The 21,781-nt window shown below is 62.5% G+C and carries 18 protein-coding genes; 5 read left to right on the top strand and 13 right to left on the bottom strand.

The features are described from left to right. Window positions 1-215: 215 nt before the first annotated feature. Together queD and M5B42_RS23225 are read right to left on the bottom strand one after the other, a co-directional pair. Complete coding sequence (gene queD, locus M5B42_RS23230) at window positions 216-572, bottom strand: 6-carboxytetrahydropterin synthase QueD (protein WP_100940057.1); 357 nt, start codon at window positions 570-572, stop codon at window positions 216-218. Between the two features lie 83 nt (window positions 573-655). Beyond that, window positions 656-1,735 (bottom strand): hypothetical protein, encoded by a 1,080-nt coding sequence (locus M5B42_RS23225; protein ID WP_103499623.1) that lies wholly within the window; start codon window positions 1,733-1,735, stop codon window positions 656-658. 286 nt (window positions 1,736-2,021) lie between these two features. Here M5B42_RS23225 and M5B42_RS23220 point away from each other — a divergent pair, with 286 nt between their 5' ends. From M5B42_RS23220 to M5B42_RS23200, 5 genes are all read left to right on the top strand, one after another. Next, window positions 2,022-2,330 (top strand): PepSY domain-containing protein, encoded by a 309-nt coding sequence (locus tag M5B42_RS23220; RefSeq protein ID WP_248747138.1) that lies wholly within the window; start codon window positions 2,022-2,024, stop codon window positions 2,328-2,330. Beyond that, complete coding sequence (locus M5B42_RS23215) at window positions 2,330-2,998, top strand: response regulator transcription factor (RefSeq protein ID WP_248747137.1); 669 nt, start codon at window positions 2,330-2,332, stop codon at window positions 2,996-2,998. The genes M5B42_RS23220 and M5B42_RS23215 overlap by 1 nt, the downstream gene beginning before the upstream one ends. Next, a complete protein-coding gene (locus M5B42_RS23210) occupies window positions 2,995-4,308 on the top strand; it encodes an ATP-binding protein (protein ID WP_248747136.1) in 1,314 nt (437 codons plus the stop codon). Before M5B42_RS23215 ends, M5B42_RS23210 begins: the two co-directional genes overlap by 4 nt. Window positions 4,309-4,609: 301 nt before the next feature. Further along, window positions 4,610-6,292: a methyl-accepting chemotaxis protein gene (locus M5B42_RS23205; protein ID WP_248747135.1), complete on the top strand. Its 1,683-nt coding sequence runs from the start codon at window positions 4,610-4,612 to the stop codon at window positions 6,290-6,292. Window positions 6,293-6,435: 143 nt separating this feature from the next. Next, window positions 6,436-8,118: a methyl-accepting chemotaxis protein gene (locus tag M5B42_RS23200; RefSeq protein WP_177104248.1), complete on the top strand. Its 1,683-nt coding sequence runs from the start codon at window positions 6,436-6,438 to the stop codon at window positions 8,116-8,118. Window positions 8,119-8,232: 114 nt separating this feature from the next. Here M5B42_RS23200 and yegQ read toward each other — a convergent pair whose 3' ends face one another. From yegQ to nuoE, 11 genes are all read right to left on the bottom strand, one after another. Further along, window positions 8,233-9,567 (bottom strand): tRNA 5-hydroxyuridine modification protein YegQ, encoded by a 1,335-nt coding sequence (yegQ, locus tag M5B42_RS23195; RefSeq protein WP_152739818.1) that lies wholly within the window; start codon window positions 9,565-9,567, stop codon window positions 8,233-8,235. A gap of 238 nt (window positions 9,568-9,805) precedes the next feature. Continuing rightward, complete coding sequence (gene nuoN / locus M5B42_RS23190) at window positions 9,806-11,269, bottom strand: NADH-quinone oxidoreductase subunit NuoN (protein ID WP_103495044.1); 1,464 nt, start codon at window positions 11,267-11,269, stop codon at window positions 9,806-9,808. Window positions 11,270-11,276: 7 nt separating this feature from the next. Then, window positions 11,277-12,809, bottom strand: coding sequence for an NADH-quinone oxidoreductase subunit M (nuoM, locus tag M5B42_RS23185; protein ID WP_103495045.1), 1,533 nt, complete (start codon window positions 12,807-12,809; stop codon window positions 11,277-11,279). Between the two features lie 40 nt (window positions 12,810-12,849). Next, on the bottom strand, window positions 12,850-14,703 hold the full coding sequence (nuoL, locus tag M5B42_RS23180; protein WP_152739819.1) for an NADH-quinone oxidoreductase subunit L: 1,854 nt from the start codon (window positions 14,701-14,703) through the stop codon (window positions 12,850-12,852). Then, the gene (gene nuoK / locus M5B42_RS23175; RefSeq protein WP_100940069.1) at window positions 14,700-15,008 is read right to left on the bottom strand and encodes an NADH-quinone oxidoreductase subunit NuoK; all 309 of its coding nucleotides are present in this window, start codon (window positions 15,006-15,008) and stop codon (window positions 14,700-14,702) included. The genes nuoL and nuoK overlap by 4 nt, the downstream gene beginning before the upstream one ends. A 3-nt stretch (window positions 15,009-15,011) precedes the next feature. Further along, window positions 15,012-15,512: an NADH-quinone oxidoreductase subunit J gene (gene nuoJ, locus M5B42_RS23170; RefSeq protein WP_100940070.1), complete on the bottom strand. Its 501-nt coding sequence runs from the start codon at window positions 15,510-15,512 to the stop codon at window positions 15,012-15,014. 9 nt (window positions 15,513-15,521) lie between these two features. Continuing rightward, the gene (gene nuoI, locus M5B42_RS23165; protein ID WP_032627864.1) at window positions 15,522-16,070 is read right to left on the bottom strand and encodes an NADH-quinone oxidoreductase subunit NuoI; all 549 of its coding nucleotides are present in this window, start codon (window positions 16,068-16,070) and stop codon (window positions 15,522-15,524) included. Window positions 16,071-16,081: 11 nt separating this feature from the next. Next, the gene (gene nuoH, locus M5B42_RS23160; protein ID WP_100940071.1) at window positions 16,082-17,089 is read right to left on the bottom strand and encodes an NADH-quinone oxidoreductase subunit NuoH; all 1,008 of its coding nucleotides are present in this window, start codon (window positions 17,087-17,089) and stop codon (window positions 16,082-16,084) included. After that, on the bottom strand, window positions 17,086-19,800 hold the full coding sequence (nuoG, locus tag M5B42_RS23155) for an NADH-quinone oxidoreductase subunit NuoG (protein WP_177104242.1): 2,715 nt from the start codon (window positions 19,798-19,800) through the stop codon (window positions 17,086-17,088). The genes nuoH and nuoG overlap by 4 nt, the downstream gene beginning before the upstream one ends. A gap of 129 nt (window positions 19,801-19,929) precedes the next feature. Beyond that, entirely contained in the window at window positions 19,930-21,285 is a 1,356-nt protein-coding gene (nuoF, locus tag M5B42_RS23150) for an NADH-quinone oxidoreductase subunit NuoF (protein WP_103495049.1), read from the bottom strand. Beyond that, window positions 21,282-21,779: an NADH-quinone oxidoreductase subunit NuoE gene (nuoE, locus tag M5B42_RS23145; RefSeq protein ID WP_040069325.1), complete on the bottom strand. Its 498-nt coding sequence runs from the start codon at window positions 21,777-21,779 to the stop codon at window positions 21,282-21,284. The genes nuoF and nuoE overlap by 4 nt, the downstream gene beginning before the upstream one ends. Between the last annotated feature and the right edge of the window lie 2 nt (window positions 21,780-21,781).

The following is a 21,781-nucleotide window of genomic DNA, read 5'->3' as shown; positions in this document are numbered from 1 at the left end:
TTAGGGCCTCTTCGCGGGCAAGCCCTGCTCCTACAGTGTGGTGTCGTTCACCGATCTTGTGTACGGCACAGGACTGTAGGAGCCGGGCTTGCCCGCGAAGAGGCCGGTTCAGGCGCTGCAAGGCTTGCCGGCGATGGCGTCGGTTCAGGCGCTGCGGGACTCAAATCCCAGACATAAAAAAACCACCTGCACAGGTGGTTTTTTATAAGCGGGCTTTATTCTCCGCGATAGATACAGCCACTGGTGCAGGTCTCGTGGATGCGAATCGCCGACAGCTCGGGCAGCAACGGCTTCAACTCCTGCCAGATCCACTTCGCCAGGTTCTCGCTGGTGGGGTTCTCAAGGCCGGGAATATCATTCAGGTAGTTGTGGTCCAGGCGCTCATACAGCGGCTTGAAGATCGCCTTGATCTCCGAGAAGTCACGGATCCAGCCGGTATGCGGGTCCATATCGCCGCTCAGATGAATCGCCACCTTGAACGAGTGACCATGCAGGCGGCCACATTTATGCCCGTCCGGCACGTGGGGCAGTTTATGGGCGGATTCGAACGTAAATTCTTTGAAGATTTCCACGGTAATGTCAGCTCTGAAGGTGGCCAGCGCGCAGCCGATAAATGCAGGCCGGCAGTTTAACAGCTTGCGCGGCGGCAATCGCCTCAAAGCGCCAACAGGCGTTCACCCAGGCGGCCATTGTCGACCAGTTCGAGAAACTCGTCGCCCAGCCGTCGGCTCTGCTCCATCGCCTTGCGCCAATAGGCCTGGCGGCCCTTATCGTCGCCCATATAACGCTTGAAGTCGTTACGGTCGGGCAGCTTGCCGTGGGGCAGGTGGGCCAGGTATTCCCGCGAGGGGGCGATCAGCAGCACGTCCTGCAACCTGTCCGGGTTGCCCCGGCGCCAGGGCAGGGTCTTGTCGAACCAGCCGGGGATGACCTTGTCGGTGAAATGCGGATACAGCACCACATCATCGCCGCTGTAGGGCAGGTCCAGGTGATAGTCCAGCAGCCCGCCATCGCGGTAGGTACCGGCACCGACCCCGGCGATATCGCGCACGCCTTCCATCACCATCGGAATGGAACCGGACGCCAGCAGGCCCTGGCGCAGATTGTCGGCAGCCAAGGGCAGGCAGCGTGACGGAAAGTCAGTGAGCGCCTGCAGGGGAGGGGCCAGTCGCGGATCATGCAGGATGACCCTCTCGAAATGCCGTGACAGGCGTGAGCGTTTGACCAGGTTGTCGGCGATCACCGACGACAGCCCAAGCCCCAGGCGCCCCCGATGATCATGGGCGAGCAGGCCATGGCTCTTCACGATCACCACGTTCAGGCGGTAATGGTGGTTGGTCAGGATCGATGCGTCGCGGCCATCGAGCAGGTCATGGAGCATGCGCCGGCAGCTCTCGCTGACCTGGGCCATGGTCACGCCCTTGGCGAAGCTCTGCTCATTGTAGAGCTGTCCCAACCGCGTGATGCCCTCGGCGGCATTCGGCAGGCAGGCACTGGCGAAGCGCCAGGCACCGATAGAGGCGCCGATCAGCGAGCGTTCCCGCGGGCTGGCCGGCAGCCACTCACCGAACAGGGCCAGGTCCAGCCCCTGGATACCGAGGGCCTTGGGACCGCCGGCCGCACCGGGCAAGGTGCCGACATCGGCGGCTTTCAAGCCCTGTTCGCGAATGCGTTGCAGGGTCCGCTTGCCGGCCTTGAGGGTCAAGGCGGGAAACTTGATATGGATGGCGGTCATACAGGCCTCGTTCTACCGGGGCAGTGATTATAAGGGCGCTCGCCGGCTTCGCGGGTGGTTGTTCCGCCCAAGACAGTGCCTGGGCTGATAAGGCTCTGAAAAATTCAGTTTCGATTAAGTTGCCGTGTCTACCCTGTGAAACTGACGGATCAGCCAAGGCTGAGCGGAACAGGCAAGATGGCGACTTCACTTATCGGATAGAACTGCGCGACGCTCAGGGAGTTGAGTGGGAGGTTGAATCGGACGCCATCGGCGGGCAGGTTCCCAAGGATCATCAGGACAGTTAATGACATTGAATCTGCACGCTTGCACCCTGCTCGCGCTCGCGATCTTTTGCTCAACGGTTTCGGCCAATAACCTGGACCAGGACGAAGCCCTGCGCCTGCGTAGCCAGGGCGTCATCATGCCGCTGGAGCAACTGCTGCAGCAGGCCTTGAATCATTACCCCGGGGCAAAGCTGCTGGAGGCCGAACTGGTGAGCCGGCATGACGTCTATGTCTATGACGTCGAGCTGCTGACCCGTGCCGGTGTCGTTCGTGATATCGAGCTGGATGCCAGCAGTGGTCGTTTATTAAAAGACAAGGAAGACGATTGATGCGGTTGTTGTTGGTGGAAGACCATGTGCCCCTGGCGGACGAGCTATTGGCCGGCCTGACCCGCCAGGGCTATGCCGTCGACTGGTTGGCCGATGGGCGCGATGCGCTCTTCCAGGGCGCGGTCGAGCCCTATGACCTGATCATTCTCGATCTCGGTCTGCCGGGCTTGCCGGGGCTTGAGGTGTTGCACAAATGGCGTGCCGACAGCCTGGCGGTGCCGGTACTGATCCTCACCGCACGGGGTTCCTGGGCCGAACGTATCGAGGGGCTCAAGGCCGGTGCCGACGATTACCTGACCAAGCCGTTTCACCCGCAGGAGTTGCAGTTGCGGGTCCAGTCGCTATTGCGCCGGGCTCGTGGCCAGGCCAACCAGCCGACCCTGAAGGCCGCCGGCCTGCACCTGGACGAAGGCCGCCAATGCGTCAGCCGCGAGGGTGGCGATGTCCAGCTCACAGCGGCCGAATTCAGGCTGTTGCGTTACTTCATGCTGCACCCGGAACAGATCCTCTCGAAAAGCCATCTGGCCGAGCATCTCTACGACGGCGAAACCGAGCGCGACTCCAATGTGCTGGAGGTCCACGTCAATCACCTGCGGCGCAAGCTCGGGCGCGGGGTGATCGAAACCCGTCGCGGCCAGGGTTATCGCTTTGGTGGCGCGGCCCGGTGAAGTCGATTCAGCGCCGTTTGAGCCTGGGGCTGGTCAGTGTCTTGCTCGTCGCCGGACTGGTGGTGGCGCCGACCAGCCTCTGGCTGTTCGAGCTGGGCCTGCAGCGCTATCTGGAAGACGGCCTGCATGCTGACAGCGAGAGCCTGCTGGTGGCGCTGGTACGCACCCCTCAGGGGCTGAGGCTGGATGAGCGACGTTTGTCGCCAGCCTATCAGCGGCCTTTTTCCGGGCACTACTTTCGGATCGATTTCGCCGATCAACACTGGCGCTCGCGTTCACTCTGGGATCAGGAACTGCCCATCGTCGAAAAGGCCGGGCTGCACGCCAACCTGCAACTGGGGCCGGAAGGGCAGATGCTGCTGGTGCTGCGTTCGGACTATCGGCGGCTGGGGCAATCGATCAGTATCAGCGTGGCCCAGGACTACACCCCGGTCCGCCGCAGTTTCCAGCTGATGCAGCGTATCGGCCTGGGCATCGGCCTGGCGGCGCTGATCGCGATTCTGTTGTTGCAGCGGGTCACCGTGCGCCGGGCCCTGCGTCCGCTGGAGAACGCCCGCAAGCAGATTGCCCAGCTGCAACAAGGCCAACGTTCGCAACTCGATACCCAGGTGCCGGTGGAACTGGAACCGCTGGTGTCGCAGATCAATCGCCTGCTGGCCCACACCGAGGGCAGCCTCAAGCGTTCGCGTAACGCCCTGGGCAATCTCGGTCATGCGCTGAAGACCCCGCTGGCGGTCATGCTGAGCCTGACCTCCAGCGCCGAATTGGAAGCCCATCCGCTGCTGCGCCAGACCTTGCGTGAGCAACTGGAGCAGATTCGGCAACGCCTGGAACGGGAACTGGGGCGTGCCCGACTGGCGGGAGACACCTTGTCTGGCGCGGTCTTTGATTGCGATACGGAACTGCCGGCGCTGTTCTCGACCCTGCGCATGATCCATGGCGAGCACCTGCAACTCGAGCATGAGGTTGCGCCCGGCTTGCAGTTGCCCTGGGATCGAGAGGACCTGCTGGAACTGCTCGGCAACCTGCTGGACAACGCCTGCAAATGGGCCGATGCGCAGGTGCGCTTGAGTATTGTCGAAGTGTCGGCGGGTTATCGCCTGGAGATCGAGGATGATGGTCCGGGTATTCCGGCGCAGAGCAGGGCGGAAGTCTTCAGCCGCGGTACCCGCCTGGATGAACAGACCCGCGGGCATGGATTGGGTCTGGGGATCGTGCGCGATGTCGTCGAGGCCTGGGGCGGCGATCTGCGTTTGTCGAGCAGCCCGCTGGGCGGGCTGTTGGTAACGGTCGATGTGCCGCGTCGCTAGGCCCGACCTCCGAGCTGTGCTTCATACGATGTGAAGTTTTTTTATTTATTTAATTGCTCAATAAAAAATAAATAAAAACCTTCAGATAATCTCTATATCACTGAAAAATATAATGTTATCGAGCAAGTCGTGGCCGTTTCACAGGTGCCAGGATTCGGCGCGGAGGGAGAATAACGTCAACCGGTAATTGGCTGATATCCGTAGTGCGTCATTTGCGTGTATCAATAGCCACTATGCTCAACTTTGCTCGTCCCAAGCCGTTAACCTGTTAGACCGTCTATTCCTATAAGAGAGAACCATCATGGGTCTGAGCCTGAAGGCCAAAGTCGTGTCCCTCGCAGTGCTGCCGGTATTGCTCTGCGCACTGGTGATCAGTCTGACCACGGTATGGATGTTGCAGAATCAGGCCAAGGATGAGGTGGAGGAAACCCGTCAGCGCTTGCTGTCGGAGTCCAAGACGACGTTGCAGAATTACGTCACCCAGGTGATGACCGCGATCAAGCCGCTCTACGATGCTTCGGCCCCGGGCGACATGGCGGCCAGGGCCCAGGCGGTAAAGCTGCTGTCGAGCATCAAGTATGGCAAGGACGGTTATTTTTTCGGCTATGACTCGCAGGTCGTGCGGGTGTTCAAGAGTGACAACCCGGATGGCGTCGGCAAGAGTTTCAAGGATGCTCGCGACCCGAATGGCGTGTACGTCAACCGTGACCTGGTCCAGGTCGCCAAGGACGGTACCCATTACCTGAAATACAGCGCGTCGTTGGCCACCAACGACCAGGTGCTGGTACCCAAGATCGGTTACACCGAATTCCTGCCCAAGTGGGACATAGCCATCGGTACCTTCGTCAACCTCGATGGCCTCGAGGCCCAGGTCGCCGAGGTGGAGGCCAAGGTCCATCAGCGTCTGGAGGGCGTGATTCTGAGCATTCTCGGGATCACTCTGGTGGTGCTGCTGGTGATCGCGGTCCTCGGAATACTGGTGGCCAATACCATTTTGCGCCCGTTGCAACTGATGAAGCTCAGTCTGGACGATATCGCGGCCGGTGAGGGTGACTTGACGCGGCGCCTGGCGGTCACCAGCCAGGACGAACTGGGGCAGTTGGCCGGTTCCTTCAACCGCTTTGTCGACAAGATCCATGGGCTGGTGCGGCAGATCAGCGAAATGACCGTGCAACTGACCACGCTGGTGTCCCAGGTCAGCGATCAGGCCCAGCGTTCGGAACAGGCGATGGAGCGTCAGCGCCACGAAACCGACCAGGTGGCCACGGCCATCAACCAGATGTCCTCGGCAGCCCAGGAAGTGGCACGTGGCGCGCAAGGGGCGGCAGTCGCCGCGCAGCAGACCGATGCCGAGGGCAAAACCGCCAAGCGTGTGGTCGATGGCAGCATCCAGCAGATCCATGCACTGGTGAAGGATATTCGCCACAGCGGCACCACCCTGGACAGCCTGCAGCAGGACGTGACCTCGATTGTCAGCGTGCTCGGGGTGATTCGTTCCATTGCCGAACAGACTAACCTGCTGGCCCTCAACGCGGCCATCGAGGCCGCGCGGGCCGGCGAGGCGGGACGTGGTTTTGCGGTGGTGGCCGATGAGGTACGGGCGCTGGCCAGCAGGACCCAGCAGAGCACCCAGGAAATCCAGGGCATGATCGACCGGCTGCAAACGGGGACGCAGGTGGCGGTGGAGGCCATGCGTCGTTCCAGCGAGGCCGGTGACGGCACCTCGGACCGGGCCAACGAGGCGGGTGTGTCGCTGGATACCATGGCGCAGTTGATCGGCACCATCAACGCAATGAACGCACAGATCGCCAGCGCGGCCGACGAGCAGACCTCGGTGGCCGAAGAGATCAACCGCAGCGTGCACCAGATCGCTTCGGCGGTGGACAGCGTGGCGGATGAAACCCAGCGCAGCGCCCAGACCTCCCGCAGCCTGGCGGAGCTGGGACAGCGCCTGGGCAAGCTGGTGGGGCAGTTCCGGATCTAACAATCCGGCCCGACAGGGGCCGTGTTCGGCTTTAACTGCGTGGCGTCAGGGTTTGCCCGTTCGCCACAGTGTATTGTTCGCCGGTTGTGACATTCCGAGTCTGCAAGCCGGACCGCAACTCCACTCCATAAGAGAGAACCAATATGCGCCTGAGTCTGAAGACCAAAGTCGTGTCCCTCGCGGTACTGCCGGTATTACTCTGCGCCCTGGTGATCAGCCTGACCATGGTGTGGATCCTGCAGAACCAGGCCAAGGATGAAGTGGAGGAAACCCGTCAGCGCTTGCTCTCGGAAGCCAAGGTGACCTTGCAGAATTACGTCAACCTGGCGATCACCGCGATCAAGCCGCTCTACGATGCGTCAGCCCAGGGCGACATGGTGGCCAGGGCCCAGGCGGTGAAGCTGCTGTCGAGTATCAAGTATGGCAAGGACGGTTACTTTTTCGGCACCGATTCGCAGATCGTCCGAGTGTTCAAGAGCGATAACCCGGATGGCATCGGCAAGAACTTCAACGATGCCCGCGACCCGAATGGCGTCTACTTCACCCGCGAGCTGGTCCGGGTGGCCAAGGACGGTAGCCATTACCTGAGATACAGCGCGTCGCTGGCCACCAACGAACAGGTACTGGTGCCCAAGATCGCCTACACCGAGTTCCTGCCCAAGTGGGATATGGCCATCGGTACCTTCGTCAACCTCGACAATATCGAGATCCAGGTGGCGGAGGTGGAGGCCAAGGTCCACCAGCGCATGGAAGGGGTGATCCTGAGTATCTTCGGGATTGCGCTGGTGGTGCTGCTGGTGATTGCGGTGATCGGGGTATTGATGGGCAATGGCATTCTGCGGCCGTTGCTGCTGATGAAACTCAGCCTGGACGATATTGCCGCCGGGGAGGGCGATCTGACCCGGCGCCTGGGGGTCACCAGCGAGGATGAACTGGGGCAGTTGGCCGGTTCCTTCAATCGCTTTGTCGACAAGATCCATGGCCTGGTGCGGCAGATCAGCGAAATGACCGTGCAATTGACCACGCTGGTGGCCCAGGTCAGTGAGCAGACCCAGCGCTCGGAGCAGGCGATGGAGCGTCAACGCCACGAAACCGACCAGGTGGCCACCGCGATCAACCAGATGTCCTCGGCGGCCCAGGAAGTGGCACGTGGCGCGCAAGGGGCGGCGGTCGCCGCGCAGCAGACCGATGCCGAGGGCAAGACCGCCAAGCGCGTGGTCGATGGCAGCATCCAGCAGATCCATGCACTGGTGAAGGATATCCGCCACAGCGGCACCACCCTGGACAGCCTGCAGCAGGATGTGACCTCGATTGTCAGCGTGCTCGGGGTGATTCGTTCCATTGCCGAGCAGACCAACCTGTTGGCCCTCAACGCGGCCATCGAGGCCGCGCGAGCGGGTGAGGCGGGGCGTGGTTTTGCGGTGGTGGCCGATGAAGTGCGGGCGCTGGCCAGCCGGACCCAGCAAAGCACCCAGGAAATCCAGGGCATGATCGATCGTCTGCAAACGGGGACGCAGGTGGCGGTGGAGGCCATGCGTCGTTCCAGCGAGGCCGGTGACGGTACTTCGGACCGGGCCAACGAGGCGGGTGTGTCGCTGGATACCATGGCGCAGTTGATCGGCACCATCAATACGATGAACGCGCAGATCGCCAGCGCCGCCGACGAGCAGACCTCGGTGGCCGAGGAGATCAACCGCAGCGTGCACCAGATCGCCTCGGCGGTGGACAGCGTGGCGGATGAGACCCAGCGCAGCGCCCAGACCTCCCGCAGCCTGGCGGAATTGGGACGGAACCTGGGCAAGTTGGTAGGACAGTTCCGGATCTAAGAGGCCGGCCCCTACAGTTTTGTGTCTGACGCAATTCCTGCGTACGGCACAGATACTGTGGGAGCGTGTCCGGCTTTAACTGGGTGGTATCAGGGCTTGCTTGCCATCCACAGTTTATTGTTCGCCAGTCGTGACATCCCGCATCAACAACCCAAACCGCAACTCCACACCCTCCGGAACCGGCAGGTACACCGTGTGCCCATCCCCGGGTGCCACCGTGATCCGCTCGCCACGCTCGTTGTGCAGCTCATCCAGATCAAAATGCAGATTGCCCTCGGGCGTCATCAGTTCCAGATGATCACCGAGCCCAAACCGATTCTTCACCTTGACCTGTGCCAACCCCTCACGCCGCTCCCCCGTCAGCTCCCCGACAAACTGTTGGCGTTCCGAGACCGAACTGCCGTGCTGGTAGTTCTGGTACTCGTCATGCACATGCCGACGCAGAAAACCCTCGGTATAGCCGCGCTGGGCCAATGACTCGAGGTCATGCATCAGGCTGCGATCAAACGCTCGCCCGGCCACCGCGTCGTCAATCGCCCGACGATAGACCTGGGTCGTTCGCGCACAGTAGAAATGCGATTTGGTCCGGCCTTCGATCTTCAGCGAATGCACGCCCATGCGGGTCAGCCGCTCGACATGCTGCACGGCGCGCAGGTCCTTGGCGTTCATGATGTAGGTGCCGTGCTCGTCCTCGAAGGCCGGCATCGACTCATCCGGTCGCTGGGCCTCCTGGAGCAGGAACACCTGCTCGGTCGGCGCCCCGAGGCCCAGGGTCGGTTCGACCGGATCGAACGCCTGGACAATCTCGCCCAGCAGGTTTTCCGCCGCCGGCTGCGCCTTGTACTGCCAGCGGCAGGCATTGGTGCAACTGCCCTGGTTGGCGTCGCGACGATTCATGTACCCGGAGAGCAGGCAGCGCCCGGAATAGGCCATGCACAGCGCCCCGTGGACGAACACCTCCAGCTCCATATCCGGCACCTGCTCGCGGATCTCGCCGATCTCCTCCAGGGACAGCTCCCGGGAGAGGATGATCCGGCTCAGCCCCAGTTGTTGCCAGAACCGCACGCTGGCCCAGTTCACCGTATTGGCCTGCACCGACAGATGAATCGGCATCTGCGGGAAATGCTCGCGCACCAGCATGATCAGGCCAGGGTCGGACATGATCAGCGCATCGGGCGCCATGGCGATCACCGGCGCCAGGTCCTTGAGAAAGGTCTTGAGCTTGGCATTGTGCGGGGCGATGTTCACCACCACATAGAAGCGCTTGCCCTGGGCCTGGGCTTCCTGGATGCCGAGGGCCAGGTTGGCGTGGTCGAATTCGTTGTTGCGCACCCGCAGGCTGTAGCGCGGTTGGCCGGCGTAGACTGCATCGGCGCCATAGGCGAAGGCGTAGCGCATGTTCTTCAGGGTGCCGGCGGGCGCCAGCAGTTCGGGGGAGGGGAGGGCCATGGTCGGATCGTTCGCAAAAGGTCGCGAGACTAAGGTATCGGACCGTGCGCAGTATTGATCCAGGTCTACTGTAGGAGCGAGCTTGCTCGCGATGGGCGTCAACGATAACGCGGGGCACCTGATACCCAGCGGTGCCTGGACTACCATCGCGAGCAAGCTCGCTCCTACAAGGGAAGTAGAAACAAAACACCCCGCCGGAGTTGCCTCGGGCGGGGTGTCGGGTACAGCCGGCGACTGCTTAGCTCGCCAGTACCGCGTGTTGCACCAGTTCCAGCAGCGGTTGCGGGTACAGGCCGAGGAAGAAGGCCAGTACCGCGATCGCCAGCAGCATCACGCCGCCCGCGCGCTGTTCCCAGTGCAGCTGGGCATCGACACGACGCAGGTTCGGTTCGATCAGGTACAGGGTGACCATCACGCGCAGGTAGTAGAACACGCCGATGGCGCTGCCCAGCACCAGCGAACCGATCAGCCACCAGTGATGGGACTCGACACCGGTCGCGATGATGTAGAACTTGCCGATAAAGCCGGCGGTCAGCGGGATACCGGCCAGGGAAAGCATCATCACGGTCAGTACGGCGGTCAGGTACGGACGGCGCCAGAACAGGCCGCGGTATTCGTACAGGGCATCCGCGTCACGGCCTTTGTAAGGCGAGGACATCAGGGTGATCACGCCGAAGGCGCCGAGGCTGGTGATCACGTAGGTGACCAGGTACACGCCCATGGCTTCCATGGCCATGCCCTTGCTCGCCACCAGGGCGATCAGCAGGTAGCCGAAGTGGGCGATGGACGAATAACCCAGCAGACGCTTGAGGTTGTTCTGGGTCAGCGCCAGCAGGTTACCGATCAGGATCGACGCGATGGCGATCACCGCCAGCACATTGCTCAGGACGCCACTGCTGGCCACCGGAGAGATCTGGAACAGACGGATCATCACCGCGAACACGGCGACCTTGCTGGCGGTGGCAAGGAATGCCGCCACCGGCGCAGGGGCGCCTTCGTAAACGTCCGGGGTCCACAGGTGGAAGGGCACCAGCGACAGCTTGAACGCCAGGCCGACCAGCATCATGCCCAGGCCCAGTTGGGCAATCGGGCTTGGCAGGCCGGTGGCCGCCAGGGCGTGACCGATACCGGTGAAGCTCAGGGTGCCGGCTTCAGCGTAGAGCAGGGCCATACCGAACAGCAGGAAGGCCGAACCCGCCGCCGACAGCACCATGTACTTGATGCCGGCTTCCAGCGAACGCTTGTTGAAGAAGGCGTAGGCCACCAGGCCGTAGACCGGTACCGAGAGCAGTTCCAGGCCGATAAACAGGCTGGCCAGGTGCTGCGCGCTGACCAGGACCAGACCGCCGGCGGCGGCCATCAGGATCAGCAGGTAGAGTTCTTCACGGTTGCCCGGGTAGCCGTCGCCGCCATCGCCCAGATAGGCATGGGCCAGGGTGACGCAGGCCAGGGTGGCGACCAGGATCAGCGCCATGTACAGGCAGGCGAAGTCGTCGATCTGGATCAGCGCTGTCACCGCCAGTGGCGCGACTTTCAGCGCCGGGATGATCGACAGCAGCGCCAGGTTGAGACCGGCCACCGAGAGCAGGAAGGTCTGTGAGTGGTTGCGGCGCCAGGCGATCGCCAGCATCACCACGACAACGGTGAGACTGGTGATCAGCAGCGGTGCAAGCGCAATAAAGTGTTGAGTCGTCAGGTCCATAGCGCTCTTACCGGGCCGAAGCGAGTTGAGTGAAGGCGGTGCCGATCCACTGCTGCACACCATGCATGGTGGCGGCGGAAGTATCGAGGAACGGTTGCGGGTACACGCCGATGTAGATCAGCAGTACCGCCAGTCCCAGCACCATGATCAGTTCGCGGCCATCCATGCCGTGCAGCACGGCATCGGATTTGGACGGGCCGAAGTAGGCACGGTGGATCATGATCAGCGAATAGACCGAACCGAACACCAGGCCCGAGGTGGCAATCGCGGTGATCCACGGTGCCGCGACGAAGGTGCCGATCAGGATCAGGAACTCGCCGACGAAGTTGCCGGTCCCCGGCAGGCCCAGGGAAGCGGCCGCGAAGAACAGGCTGATGGCCGGCAGGTAGGCGATCTTCGACCACAGGCCACCCATTTCACGCATGTCGCGGGTGTGGGTGCGCTCGTAGAGCTGGCCGCTTAGGATAAAGAGTGCCGCCGCCGACAGACCGTGGGCGAGCATCTGGATCACCGCGCCTTGCAGGGCCTGCTGGCTGCCGGAGTAGATCCCGATCAGCACGAAACCCATGTGCGAGACGCTGGAGAAGGCGATCAGGCGCTTGATGTCGGTTTGGGCGAAGGCCAGGAATGCACCGTAGAAGATCCCGATCAGACCCAGGGTCATGGCAATCGGCGCGAATTCCGCCGAGGCATTCGGGAACAACGGCAGGGCGAAACGCAACAGACCGTAGGCGGCGGTTTTCAGCAAGATACCGGCCAGGTCCACGGAACCGGCGGTCGGCGCCTGGGCGTGGGCGTCCGGCAGCCAGGAGTGGAACGGCACCACCGGCAGTTTCACCGCGAAGGCGATGAAGAAGCCGAGCATCAGGATGTACTCGGTGGTCAGCGACATCTTGGTTTTCAACAGGTCGGCGTAGTTGAAGGTAATCACGCCGGTGTTGTTGAAGTTGACCAGGACCAGGCCGAGGATCGCCACCAACATGATCAGGCCGGAAGCCTGGGTGAAGATGAAGAACTTGGTCGCCGCGTAGATCCGGGTTTTCTTGCCGTCCGAAGAACTGTGACCCCAGAGCGCGATGAGGAAGTACATCGGCACCAGCATCATTTCCCAGAAGAAGAAGAACATGAACAGGTCGAGGGCGAGGAACACGCCGACGACACCGCCCAGGATCCACATCAGGTTCAGGTGGAAGAAGCCCACGTGACGCTGGATCTCTTTCCACGAGCAGAGTACCGAAAGGATACCCAGCAGGCCGGTCAGCAGGATCATCAGCAGCGACAGGCCGTCGAGGGCCAGGTGCACGTTGATGCCGAAGCGCTCGATCCAGACGTGCTTGAACTCAAGCGCGAAGGTCGGAGCGGCGCCAGGCGCCGGTGCCAGATGGAAATCCCCGTGGGCCCACAGCCAGAGGCCGAGGGCGAGTTCGAGGGACATGGTCAGCAGCGCAATCCAGCGGGGGAGGGTGGAGCCGAAACGCTCACCCATCCAGCACAGCAGGCCGCCGATAAAGGGGATCAGGATTAGCCAAGGCAGAATCATGACGGGCTCAATTCCTTTCGCAATGTCGCAAGGTTCATAGTCAGACCGCTACCAGCACAATGGCGCCCAGCACCACGACGGCACCGGCGGCGAGCGACGCGGCATACCAGCGCAGCTGACCGGTCTCGGTACGGCTCAGGGCGGTGTTGCCGCCTTTGGCCATACGCGGGATCAGGCCGATGGTCTGGTCGAGCGGGTCTTTGCGCAGCAGATGACTGATCGCCAGGTACGGCTTGACGAACAGCTTGTCGTAGATCCAGTCGAAGCCCCAGGCGGCGAACCACCAGGCCGAGAGGAAACGGCCGATGCCGCTGTTGGCGACCGCGGTCACGAAGCGACGCTTGCCGAGGAACAGCACGGCAGCCAGCAGGATACCGGCCAGGGCAATGGCACCCGAGGCGATTTCCAGGCTGTGCTTGGCTTCGCCGCCAGCATGACCGGCGCTTTCCGGCAGGACACCGGCCAGTGGCGGATGAATCCAGGCACCGACGAAGGTCGACAGCACGATCAGCACGCCCAGTGGCAGCCAGTGGGAAATCCCGTGGCCGGCGTGGGCTTCGGTCTTGGCTTCACCGTGGAAGGTGATGAAGATCAGGCGGAAGGTGTAGAGCGACGTCATGAACGCGCCGACCAGACCTGCATAGAGCAGATTGTGGTTACCGCTGGCGAAGGCTTCCCAGAGGATTTCGTCCTTGGAGTAGAAACCGGCGGTCACGATCGGCAGGGCGGACAGGGCGGCACCACCGACGATGAAGCTGGCGTAGGCCAACGGCAGTTTCTTCCACAGGCCGCCCATCTTGAAGATGTTCTGCTCGTGATGGCAGGCGACGATCACCGCACCGGACGCGAGGAACAGCAGGGCCTTGAAGAAGGCGTGGGTCATCAGGTGGAAGATCGCGCCTTCCCAGGCACCGACGCCCAGGGCCAGGAACATGTAGCCGATCTGGCTCATGGTCGAGTAGGCGAGGATCCGCTTGATGTCGGTCTGGACCAGGGCGGCGAAGCCGGCCAGGACCAGGGTCACGCCACCGACGATGCCCACCAGGTGCAGGATATCCGGCGCCAGGGTGAACAGGCCGTGGGTACGGGCGATCAGGTAGACACCGGCGGTCACCATGGTTGCGGCGTGGATCAGTGCCGAAACCGGGGTAGGACCGGCCATCGCGTCCGCCAGCCAGGTCTGCAGCGGCAGTTGCGCGGATTTACCGACCGCACCACCGAGCAGCATCAGGGTCGCCAGGACGATCCAGAAGTCGCCGACCTGGAAGTGTTGAGGGGCCTTGACCAGCAGTTCCTGGATATTCAGCGTGCCCAACTGGGTGAACAGGATGAACAGGCCGATGGCCATGAACACGTCGCCGATACGGGTGACGATAAAGGCCTTGAGGGCGGCGTTACCGTTGTTGCGGTTGCTGTAGTAGAAACCGATCAACAGGTAGGAGCACAGGCCCACGCCTTCCCAACCGAAGTACAGGAACAACAGGTTATCGCCCAGGACCAGGAACAGCATGCTGGCGATAAACAGGTTGGTGTAGGCGAAGAAGCGCGAGTAACCGTCTTCACCGCGCATGTACCAGGAGGCGAACAGGTGGATCAGGAAACCCACGCCGACCACCACGCCGAGCATGGTGATCGACAGGCCGTCGACGTACAGGGCGAAGTTGGGGGCAAAGCCCTCCACCGACATCCACTGCCACAGCACCAGGGTGTAGTGGCCACCCTCGGGCGGCGCGACGTTGAATTGCCAGATCACATAGGCGGCGACGATGGCCGACAGGCCGATGGAGCCGACCCCGATCAGGGCCGAGAGGTTTTCCGAGAGGCGTCCACGGGAGAACGACAGCAGCAGGAAACCGATCAGGGGGAATACGAAAGTCAGAAAGATCATGTTCATCCGCGCATCTCACTGGCAGCGTCGATATCGAGCGTGTGGAAGCGGCGATACAGTTGCAGCAGGATCGCCAGGCCGATACTGGCCTCGGCGGCTGCCAGGCTGATCACCAGGATGAACATGATCTGTCCATCCGGCTGCGCCCAACGTGAGCCCGCGACGATGAAGGCCAGGGCGGCGGCGTTCATCATCACCTCCAGGCTCATCAGCACGAAGAGAATGTTGCGGCGAACCATCAGGCCGATCAGGCCGAGGCTGAACAGGATACCGGCGACAGCCAGGCCATGTTCCAAAGGGATAGCAGGCATGAATTACTCCTTCGCCTCGTTGCGGCCCAGGTGGAATGCCGTGATGGCTGCGGCGAGCAGCAGCATCGAGGCGAGTTCGACCACCAGCAGGTACGGACCGAACAGGCTGATGCCCACGGCCTTGGCGCCTACGGTGGTTTGACCGAGAGCTGCGCCGCTGCTGTGGCTGAACAGCACATAGAGCAGTTCGACCAGCAGCAGGGCGCAGAGGATCACCGGACCGATCCAGATCCCCGGCTTGAGCCAGTCGCGCTCTTGCAGCACCGAGGCGGGCCCCAGGTTCAGCATCATCACCACGAACACAAACAGCACCATGATGGCACCGGCGTAGGCGATCACTTCCAGGGCACCGGCAAAGGGTGCACCGAGGCTGAAGAAGGTCATCGCCACGGCAATCAGCGAGATAATCAGGTAGAGCAGGGCATGCACAGGGTTGGTGTTGGTGATCACGCGCAGCGTGGACAGAACAGCGACACCCGATGCGAAATAGAAAGCGAATTCCATCGTTCTTCCTTAAGGCAGCAAGCTCTTCACGTTGATCGGCTCGGCTTCGTTCTGGGCAGCGCCTTTCGGCTTCCCGGCAACGGCCATCCCTGCAACACGATAGAAGTTGTAATCAGGGTTCTTGCCGGGGCCGGAGATCAGCAGATCTTCTTTCTCGTACACCAGGTCCTGACGTTTGAACTCGGCCATTTCGAAATCCGGTGTCAGCTGGATCGCGGTGGTCGGGCAGGCTTCCTCGCAGAGGCCGCAGAAAATGCAGCGCGAGAAGTTGATGCGGAAGAACTCCGGGTACCAACGACCGTCGTCGGTTTCGGCTTTCTGCAGCGAGATGCAACCCACCGGGCACGCCACGGCGCACAGGTTGCAGGCCACGCAGCGCTCTTCGCCGTCGGGGTCGCGGGTCAGTACGATGCGACCGCGATAACGCGGCGGCAGGTACACCGCTTCTTCCGGGTATTGCAGGGTGTCGCGTTTGCGGAAGCCATGGCCGAAAACCATCACCAGGCTTCGCAACTGGGTACCGGTACCCTTAACGATGTCGCCAATATATTTGAACATGGGTCAAATCCTCACTGAACCGCGCCCGCAGGCGTGTTCAACAACACAATCGCAGCGGTCACCAGCAAATTGATCAGGGTCAGCGGCAGGCAGAATTTCCAGCTGAAGTCCATCACCTGGTCATAGCGTGGGCGCGGAATCGAAGCGCGCAGCAGGATGAACAGCATGATGAAGAACGCGGTCTTCAGGGCGAACCAGATGAACGACAGTTGCGGCAGGATGTCGAACGGACCGTGCCAGCCACCGAAGAACAAGGTGACCAGCAACGCCGAGATCAGGATGATGCCGATGTACTCGCCAACGAAGAACATGCCCCATTTCATGCCGGCATATTCAATGTGGTAACCGTCGGCCAGTTCCTGTTCCGCTTCCGGCTGGTCGAAGGGGTGACGGTGAGTCACGGCCACGCCGGCGATGAAGAAGGTCAGGAAACCGAAGATCTGCGGGATCACGAACCACAGGTGTTGAGCCTGGTATTCGACGATATCGCGCATGTTGAACGAGCCGACCTGGACCACGATGCCCATCAGCGACAGGCCCATGAACACTTCATAGGACACGGTCTGCGCCGAGGCACGCAAGCTGCCCAGCAGGGCGTACTTGTTGGCGCTCGACCAACCGGCGAATAGCACCGCGTACACCGACAGACCGGCCATGGCGAAGAAGAACAGCAGGCCGATGTTCAGGTCCGCGACACCCCAGGTCGGGGTGATCGGGATGACCGCGAAGGCGATCAGCAGGGCGCTCATGGCCACCACCGGTGCCAGGGTGAAGATCACTTTGTCGGCAAAGGGTGGCGTCCAGTCTTCCTTGAAGAACATCTTCAGCATGTCGGCGGCGATCTGGAACATGCCGAACGGGCCGACGCGGTTCGGACCGTAGCGGTCCTGCCACCAGCCCAGCAGGCGACGTTCGACGAAGCTCAGCAGGGCGCCGCAGACCACCACGGCCAGCAGCACCACGATGGCCTTGACGACCGAGAGGATCACGTCGATCACTTCAGGGGTGAACCAGGTCATTGAGCTGCCTCCTGCAGACCGTCAACGGATTTGCCGAAAATCGCCGGAGGAATGCCCGCCAGGCCGGCCGGCAAGGCCACCAGGCCGGCACCCAGCTCTTCGTTGATCCGCAGCGGCAGACGCAGGGTCTGGCCGGCAACGTTCAAACTGAGCAAGGCACCGTCGTTGACGCCCAGGCGATCGGCTTCGGACTTGGCCAGGGACACGTAGGCGGCCGGGATGCGCTCTTGTACCGGAGCGGCTTTCGAGGAGGTTTCCTCGCTGCCGAACAGGTGGAAGAACGGCACCACTTGCCAGGTACCCTGGGCCGGGTTGAAGGCGCGTGGCACGTTGGCGAACCAGTTCAGCGAATCACCCTGGCTTTCGATCAGGCGGGTGCCCGGGTCGCCAGCGCGGATATGACCACCGACTTCGTCCTGGAACTTGTTCCAGGCCTGCGGCGAGTTCCAGCCCGGCGACCAGGCGAACGGCACCTGTTGGCGTGGTTCGACGGAGCCCGAGTAACCTTCCATGGAGAAGGCGAACGCGGTGTCGACGTCCTGGGAGGTACGCGGCTCGTGCACGCTGATATTGGCGCGCATGGCGGTCCGGCCGGAGTAACGCAGCGGTTCGCGGGCCAGTTTCATGCCCTTGATGCGGAACGCGGCGGAAGGGGCTGCGTCGACGATACGGGCCAGTTGCGGGGTGCTCGAAGCGCAGGCGGCGGTGACGTGGTCCAGTTGGGTCCAGTCGATTGGCTGGTTCAGCAGGGTCGCGCGCAGGGCATGCAGCCAGCGCCAGCCTTCGTGAACCAGGATGCTCGCGTCGAGGTACTTCGGATCGAAGACCTGGAAGAAGCGCTGGGCACGGCCTTCCTGGCTGACCAGGGTGCCGTCGCCTTCGGCGAAGCTGGCGGCCGGCAGAACCAGGTGGGCGCGGTCGCTGGTGGCGGTTTTCTGGTGGTCGGCAACGATCACGACTTTCGCAGCGTTCAGTGCGGCGTCGACCTTGGCCTTGTCGGTGCGGGTGTACAGATCGTTTTCCAGCACGACGATGGCGTCGGCCTTGCCGTCGATCACCGCTTGCAGGGCAGCGTCCAGGGACTCGCCACCGAACATGGCCAGGCCCAGGCTGTTGGCTTCCGGCACGATCAGGCTGATGGAACCGTTCTTCTCGCGCAGCTTCAAGGCCTTGGCGATGTTGGCCGCGGCTTCGATCAGCGCCTTGGAACCCAGGGAGGTGCCGGCGATGATCAGTGGGCGCTTGGCCGCCAGCAGGGCGTCGGCAATGCGTTGGGCCAGTGCCTGGGCTTCGGCGTCCAGGCCTTCAACGGCCGGGGCGCTGGCGTCGAGGGCGTGGGCCACGGCGAAACCGATGCGGGCCAGGTCGTCGGGCGCGGCGTGCACGCACTCTTCGGCGATATCGTCGAGCTTGGTTTCAGCGAGGCTGGCGATAAACAGCGGGTTCAGCGCGTGCTGGCCAATGTTCTTCACCGCGGCATCGAGCCAAGGCTGGACACGCATGGCCTCGGCCATGTCCTCGGCCTTGCCCTTGACCGACTGGCGCAGGGCCAGGGCCATGCGCGCGGCGGTCTGGGTCAGGTCTTCACCGAGGACGAACACGGCGTCGTGGTCTTCGATGTCGCGCATGTTCGGAACCGGCAGCGGGCTGTCGTTCAGGACTTGCAGGACCAGGCGGATACGCTCCAGCTCAGCCGCTTCGATGCCCGAGTAGAAGTGCTCGGCACCCACCAGCTCGCGCAGGGCGAAGTTGCTTTCCAGGCTGGCGCGGGGCGAGCCGATACCGACGATATTGCGACCGCGCAGCAGCTCGGCGGCTTTATCCAGGGCTTCGTCCAGGCTCAGCTTGGCGCCGTTGGCCAGCAGTGGCTGACGTGGGCGGTCTTCGCGGTTGACGTAGCCATAGCCGAAACGGCCACGGTCGCAGAGGAAGTACTGGTTGACCGAACCGTTGAAGCGGTTTTCGATCCGACGCAGTTCACCGTAGCGCTCGCCCGGGCTGATGTTGCAACCGCTGGAGCAGCCATGGCAGATGCTCGGCGAGAACTGCATGTCCCACTTGCGGTTGTAGCGCTCGGAGTGGGTCTTGTCGGTGAACACACCGGTCGGGCAGACCTCGGTGAGGTTGCCGGAGAATTCGCTTTCCAGGGTGCCGTCTTCGACGCGACCGAAGTACACGTTGTCGTGGGCACCGAACACACCGAGGTCAGTACCGCCGGCGTAGTCCTTGTAGAAGCGCACGCAGCGATAGCAGGCGATGCAGCGGTTCATTTCGTGGGAAATGAACGGGCCCAGTTGCTGGTTCTGGTGGGTACGCTTGGTGAAGCGATAACGGCGCTCGTTGTGGCCGGTCATCACGGTCATGTCTTGCAGGTGGCAGTGACCGCCTTCCTCGCAGACCGGGCAGTCGTGCGGGTGGTTGGTCATCAGCCATTCGACGACGCTGGCGCGGAAGACTTTCGCTTCCTCGTCGTCGATGGAGATCCAGCTGCCGTCGGAAGCCGGGGTCATGCAGGACATGACGATACGACCACGCTTGTCGTTCTCGTCGTTGAACTGCTTGACCGCGCACTGGCGACAGGCACCGACGCTACCGAGCGCGGGGTGCCAGCAGAAATAAGGGATGTCGAGGCCTAGCGACAGACACGCCTGTAACAGGTTGTCTGCCCCATCGACTTCGAGCGCTTTGCCGTCTACGTGGATAGTGGCCATGGTTCAAAGTTCTTCGTTGGCCCGCGTCCGCGGGCGTGGCTAATGGAATCCTGGTCCTCGCCTGGCGCATCACAAGTGCGTCTTCAGGCGAGCAAGAGGGCGGCACGGACCGCCCTCCCTTTCGATACGTTATGCGCCGACTACGATCGGCCGCGCCAAAGGCGGGACGGCTGCACTTTTGTGTGCGATGCCAGCCTCGAACTCCGGACGGAAATACTTGATGGCGCTGCCCAATGGCTCGATGGCACCCGGTGCGTGAGCACAGAAGGTCTTGCCCGGGCCGAGGAAGCCGACCAGACCCAGCAGGGTCTCGATATCGCCGGCCTGGCCTTCGCCGTTCTCCAGCGCGCGCAGCAGCTTGACGCTCCACGGCAGGCCATCGCGGCAAGGGGTGCAGAAACCGCACGACTCACGGGCGAAGAACTCTTCCATGTTGCGCAGCAGCGACACCATGTTGACGCTGTCGTCCACCGCCATGGCCAGGCCGGTGCCCATACGGGTGCCGACCTTGCCGATGCCGCCGGCATACATCTGCGCTTCCAGGTGTTCGGGCAGGAGGAAACCGGTACCGGCGCCGCCGGGCTGCCAGCACTTGAGCTTGAAGCCATCGCGCATGCCGCCGGCGTAGTCTTCGAACAGCTCGCGGGCGGTGATGCCGAATGGCAGTTCCCACAGGCCAGGGTTCTTCACTTTGCCGGAGAAGCCCATCAGCTTGGTGCCGTGGTCTTCGCTGCCTTCGCGGGCGAGGGATTTGTACCAGTCGATGCCGTTGCCGATGATCGCCGGCACGTTGCACAGGGTCTCGACGTTGTTCACGCAGGTCGGCTTGCCCCAGACGCCGACGGCGGCGGGGAAGGGCGGCTTGGAGCGCGGGTTGGCGCGACGGCCTTCGAGGGAGTTGATCAGTGCGGTTTCTTCACCGCAGATATAACGCCCGGCGCCGGTGTGGACGAACAGCTCGAAGTCGAAGCCGCTGCCCAGGATGTTCTTGCCCAGCAGGCCCGCTGCCTTGGCTTCTTCCACCGCACGGTTGAGGTGCTTGGCGGCGGTGACGTATTCGCCGCGCAGGAAGATGTAGCCCCGGTAGGTCTTCAGCGCGCGGGCGCTGATCAGCATGCCTTCGATCAGCAGATGGGGCAGTTGCTCCATCAGCATGCGGTCTTTCCAGGTGTTCGGCTCCATTTCATCCGCGTTGCACAGCAGGTAGCGGATGTTCATGGATTCGTCTTTGGGCATCAGGCCCCACTTCACCCCGGTGGGGAAGCCCGCGCCACCGCGACCCTTGAGACCGGCGTCCTTCACGGTCTGGACGATATCGTCCGTGGCCATGTCGGCGAAGGCCTTGCGGGCGGCGGCATAGCCGTCCTTGGCCTGGTATTCGTCGAGCCACACGGGCTCGGCGTCATCACGCAGGCGCCAGGTCAGCGGGTGGGTTTCTGCCGAACGCGCAATGCGGTTGGCAGGGCCGAAGGAAGTCAGGGTCATACGTAGCCCTCCAGCAGTTTGGCAACGCCAGCAGGCTGGACGTCGCCGAAGGTGTCGTCATCGATCATCAGCGCCGGGGCCTTGTCGCAGTTGCCGAGGCAGCAGACGGGCAGCAGGGTGAAGCGACCGTCGGCGGTGGTTTGACCCAGGCCGATGCCGAGCTTGCTCTGGATTTCGCCGACCACCGACTCGTGGCCGCCGATGTAGCAGACCATGCTGTCGCAGACGCGAATGATGTGACGACCCACCGGCTGGCGGAAGATCTGGCTGTAGAAGGTCGCGACGCCTTCGACGTCGCTGGCCGGAATGCCGAGGATCTCGCCGATGGCGTAGAGCGCGCCGTCAGGCACCCAGCCACGTTCCTTCTGGACGATCTTCAGGGCTTCGATGGACGCCGCGCGCGGGTCCTCGTAGTGATGCAACTCGTGCTCGATGGCCGAGCGCTCGGTTTCGCTGAGGGCGAAACGGTCTGTCTGGATAAGCGGGCTGTTCATGC

The organism is Pseudomonas sp. MWU12-2037 (genome assembly GCF_023242345.1).
GTDB classification, from domain to species: Bacteria; Pseudomonadota; Gammaproteobacteria; order Pseudomonadales; family Pseudomonadaceae; genus Aquipseudomonas; species Aquipseudomonas gingeri_D.
This window is presented reverse-complemented; position numbering and strand designations above follow the sequence as displayed.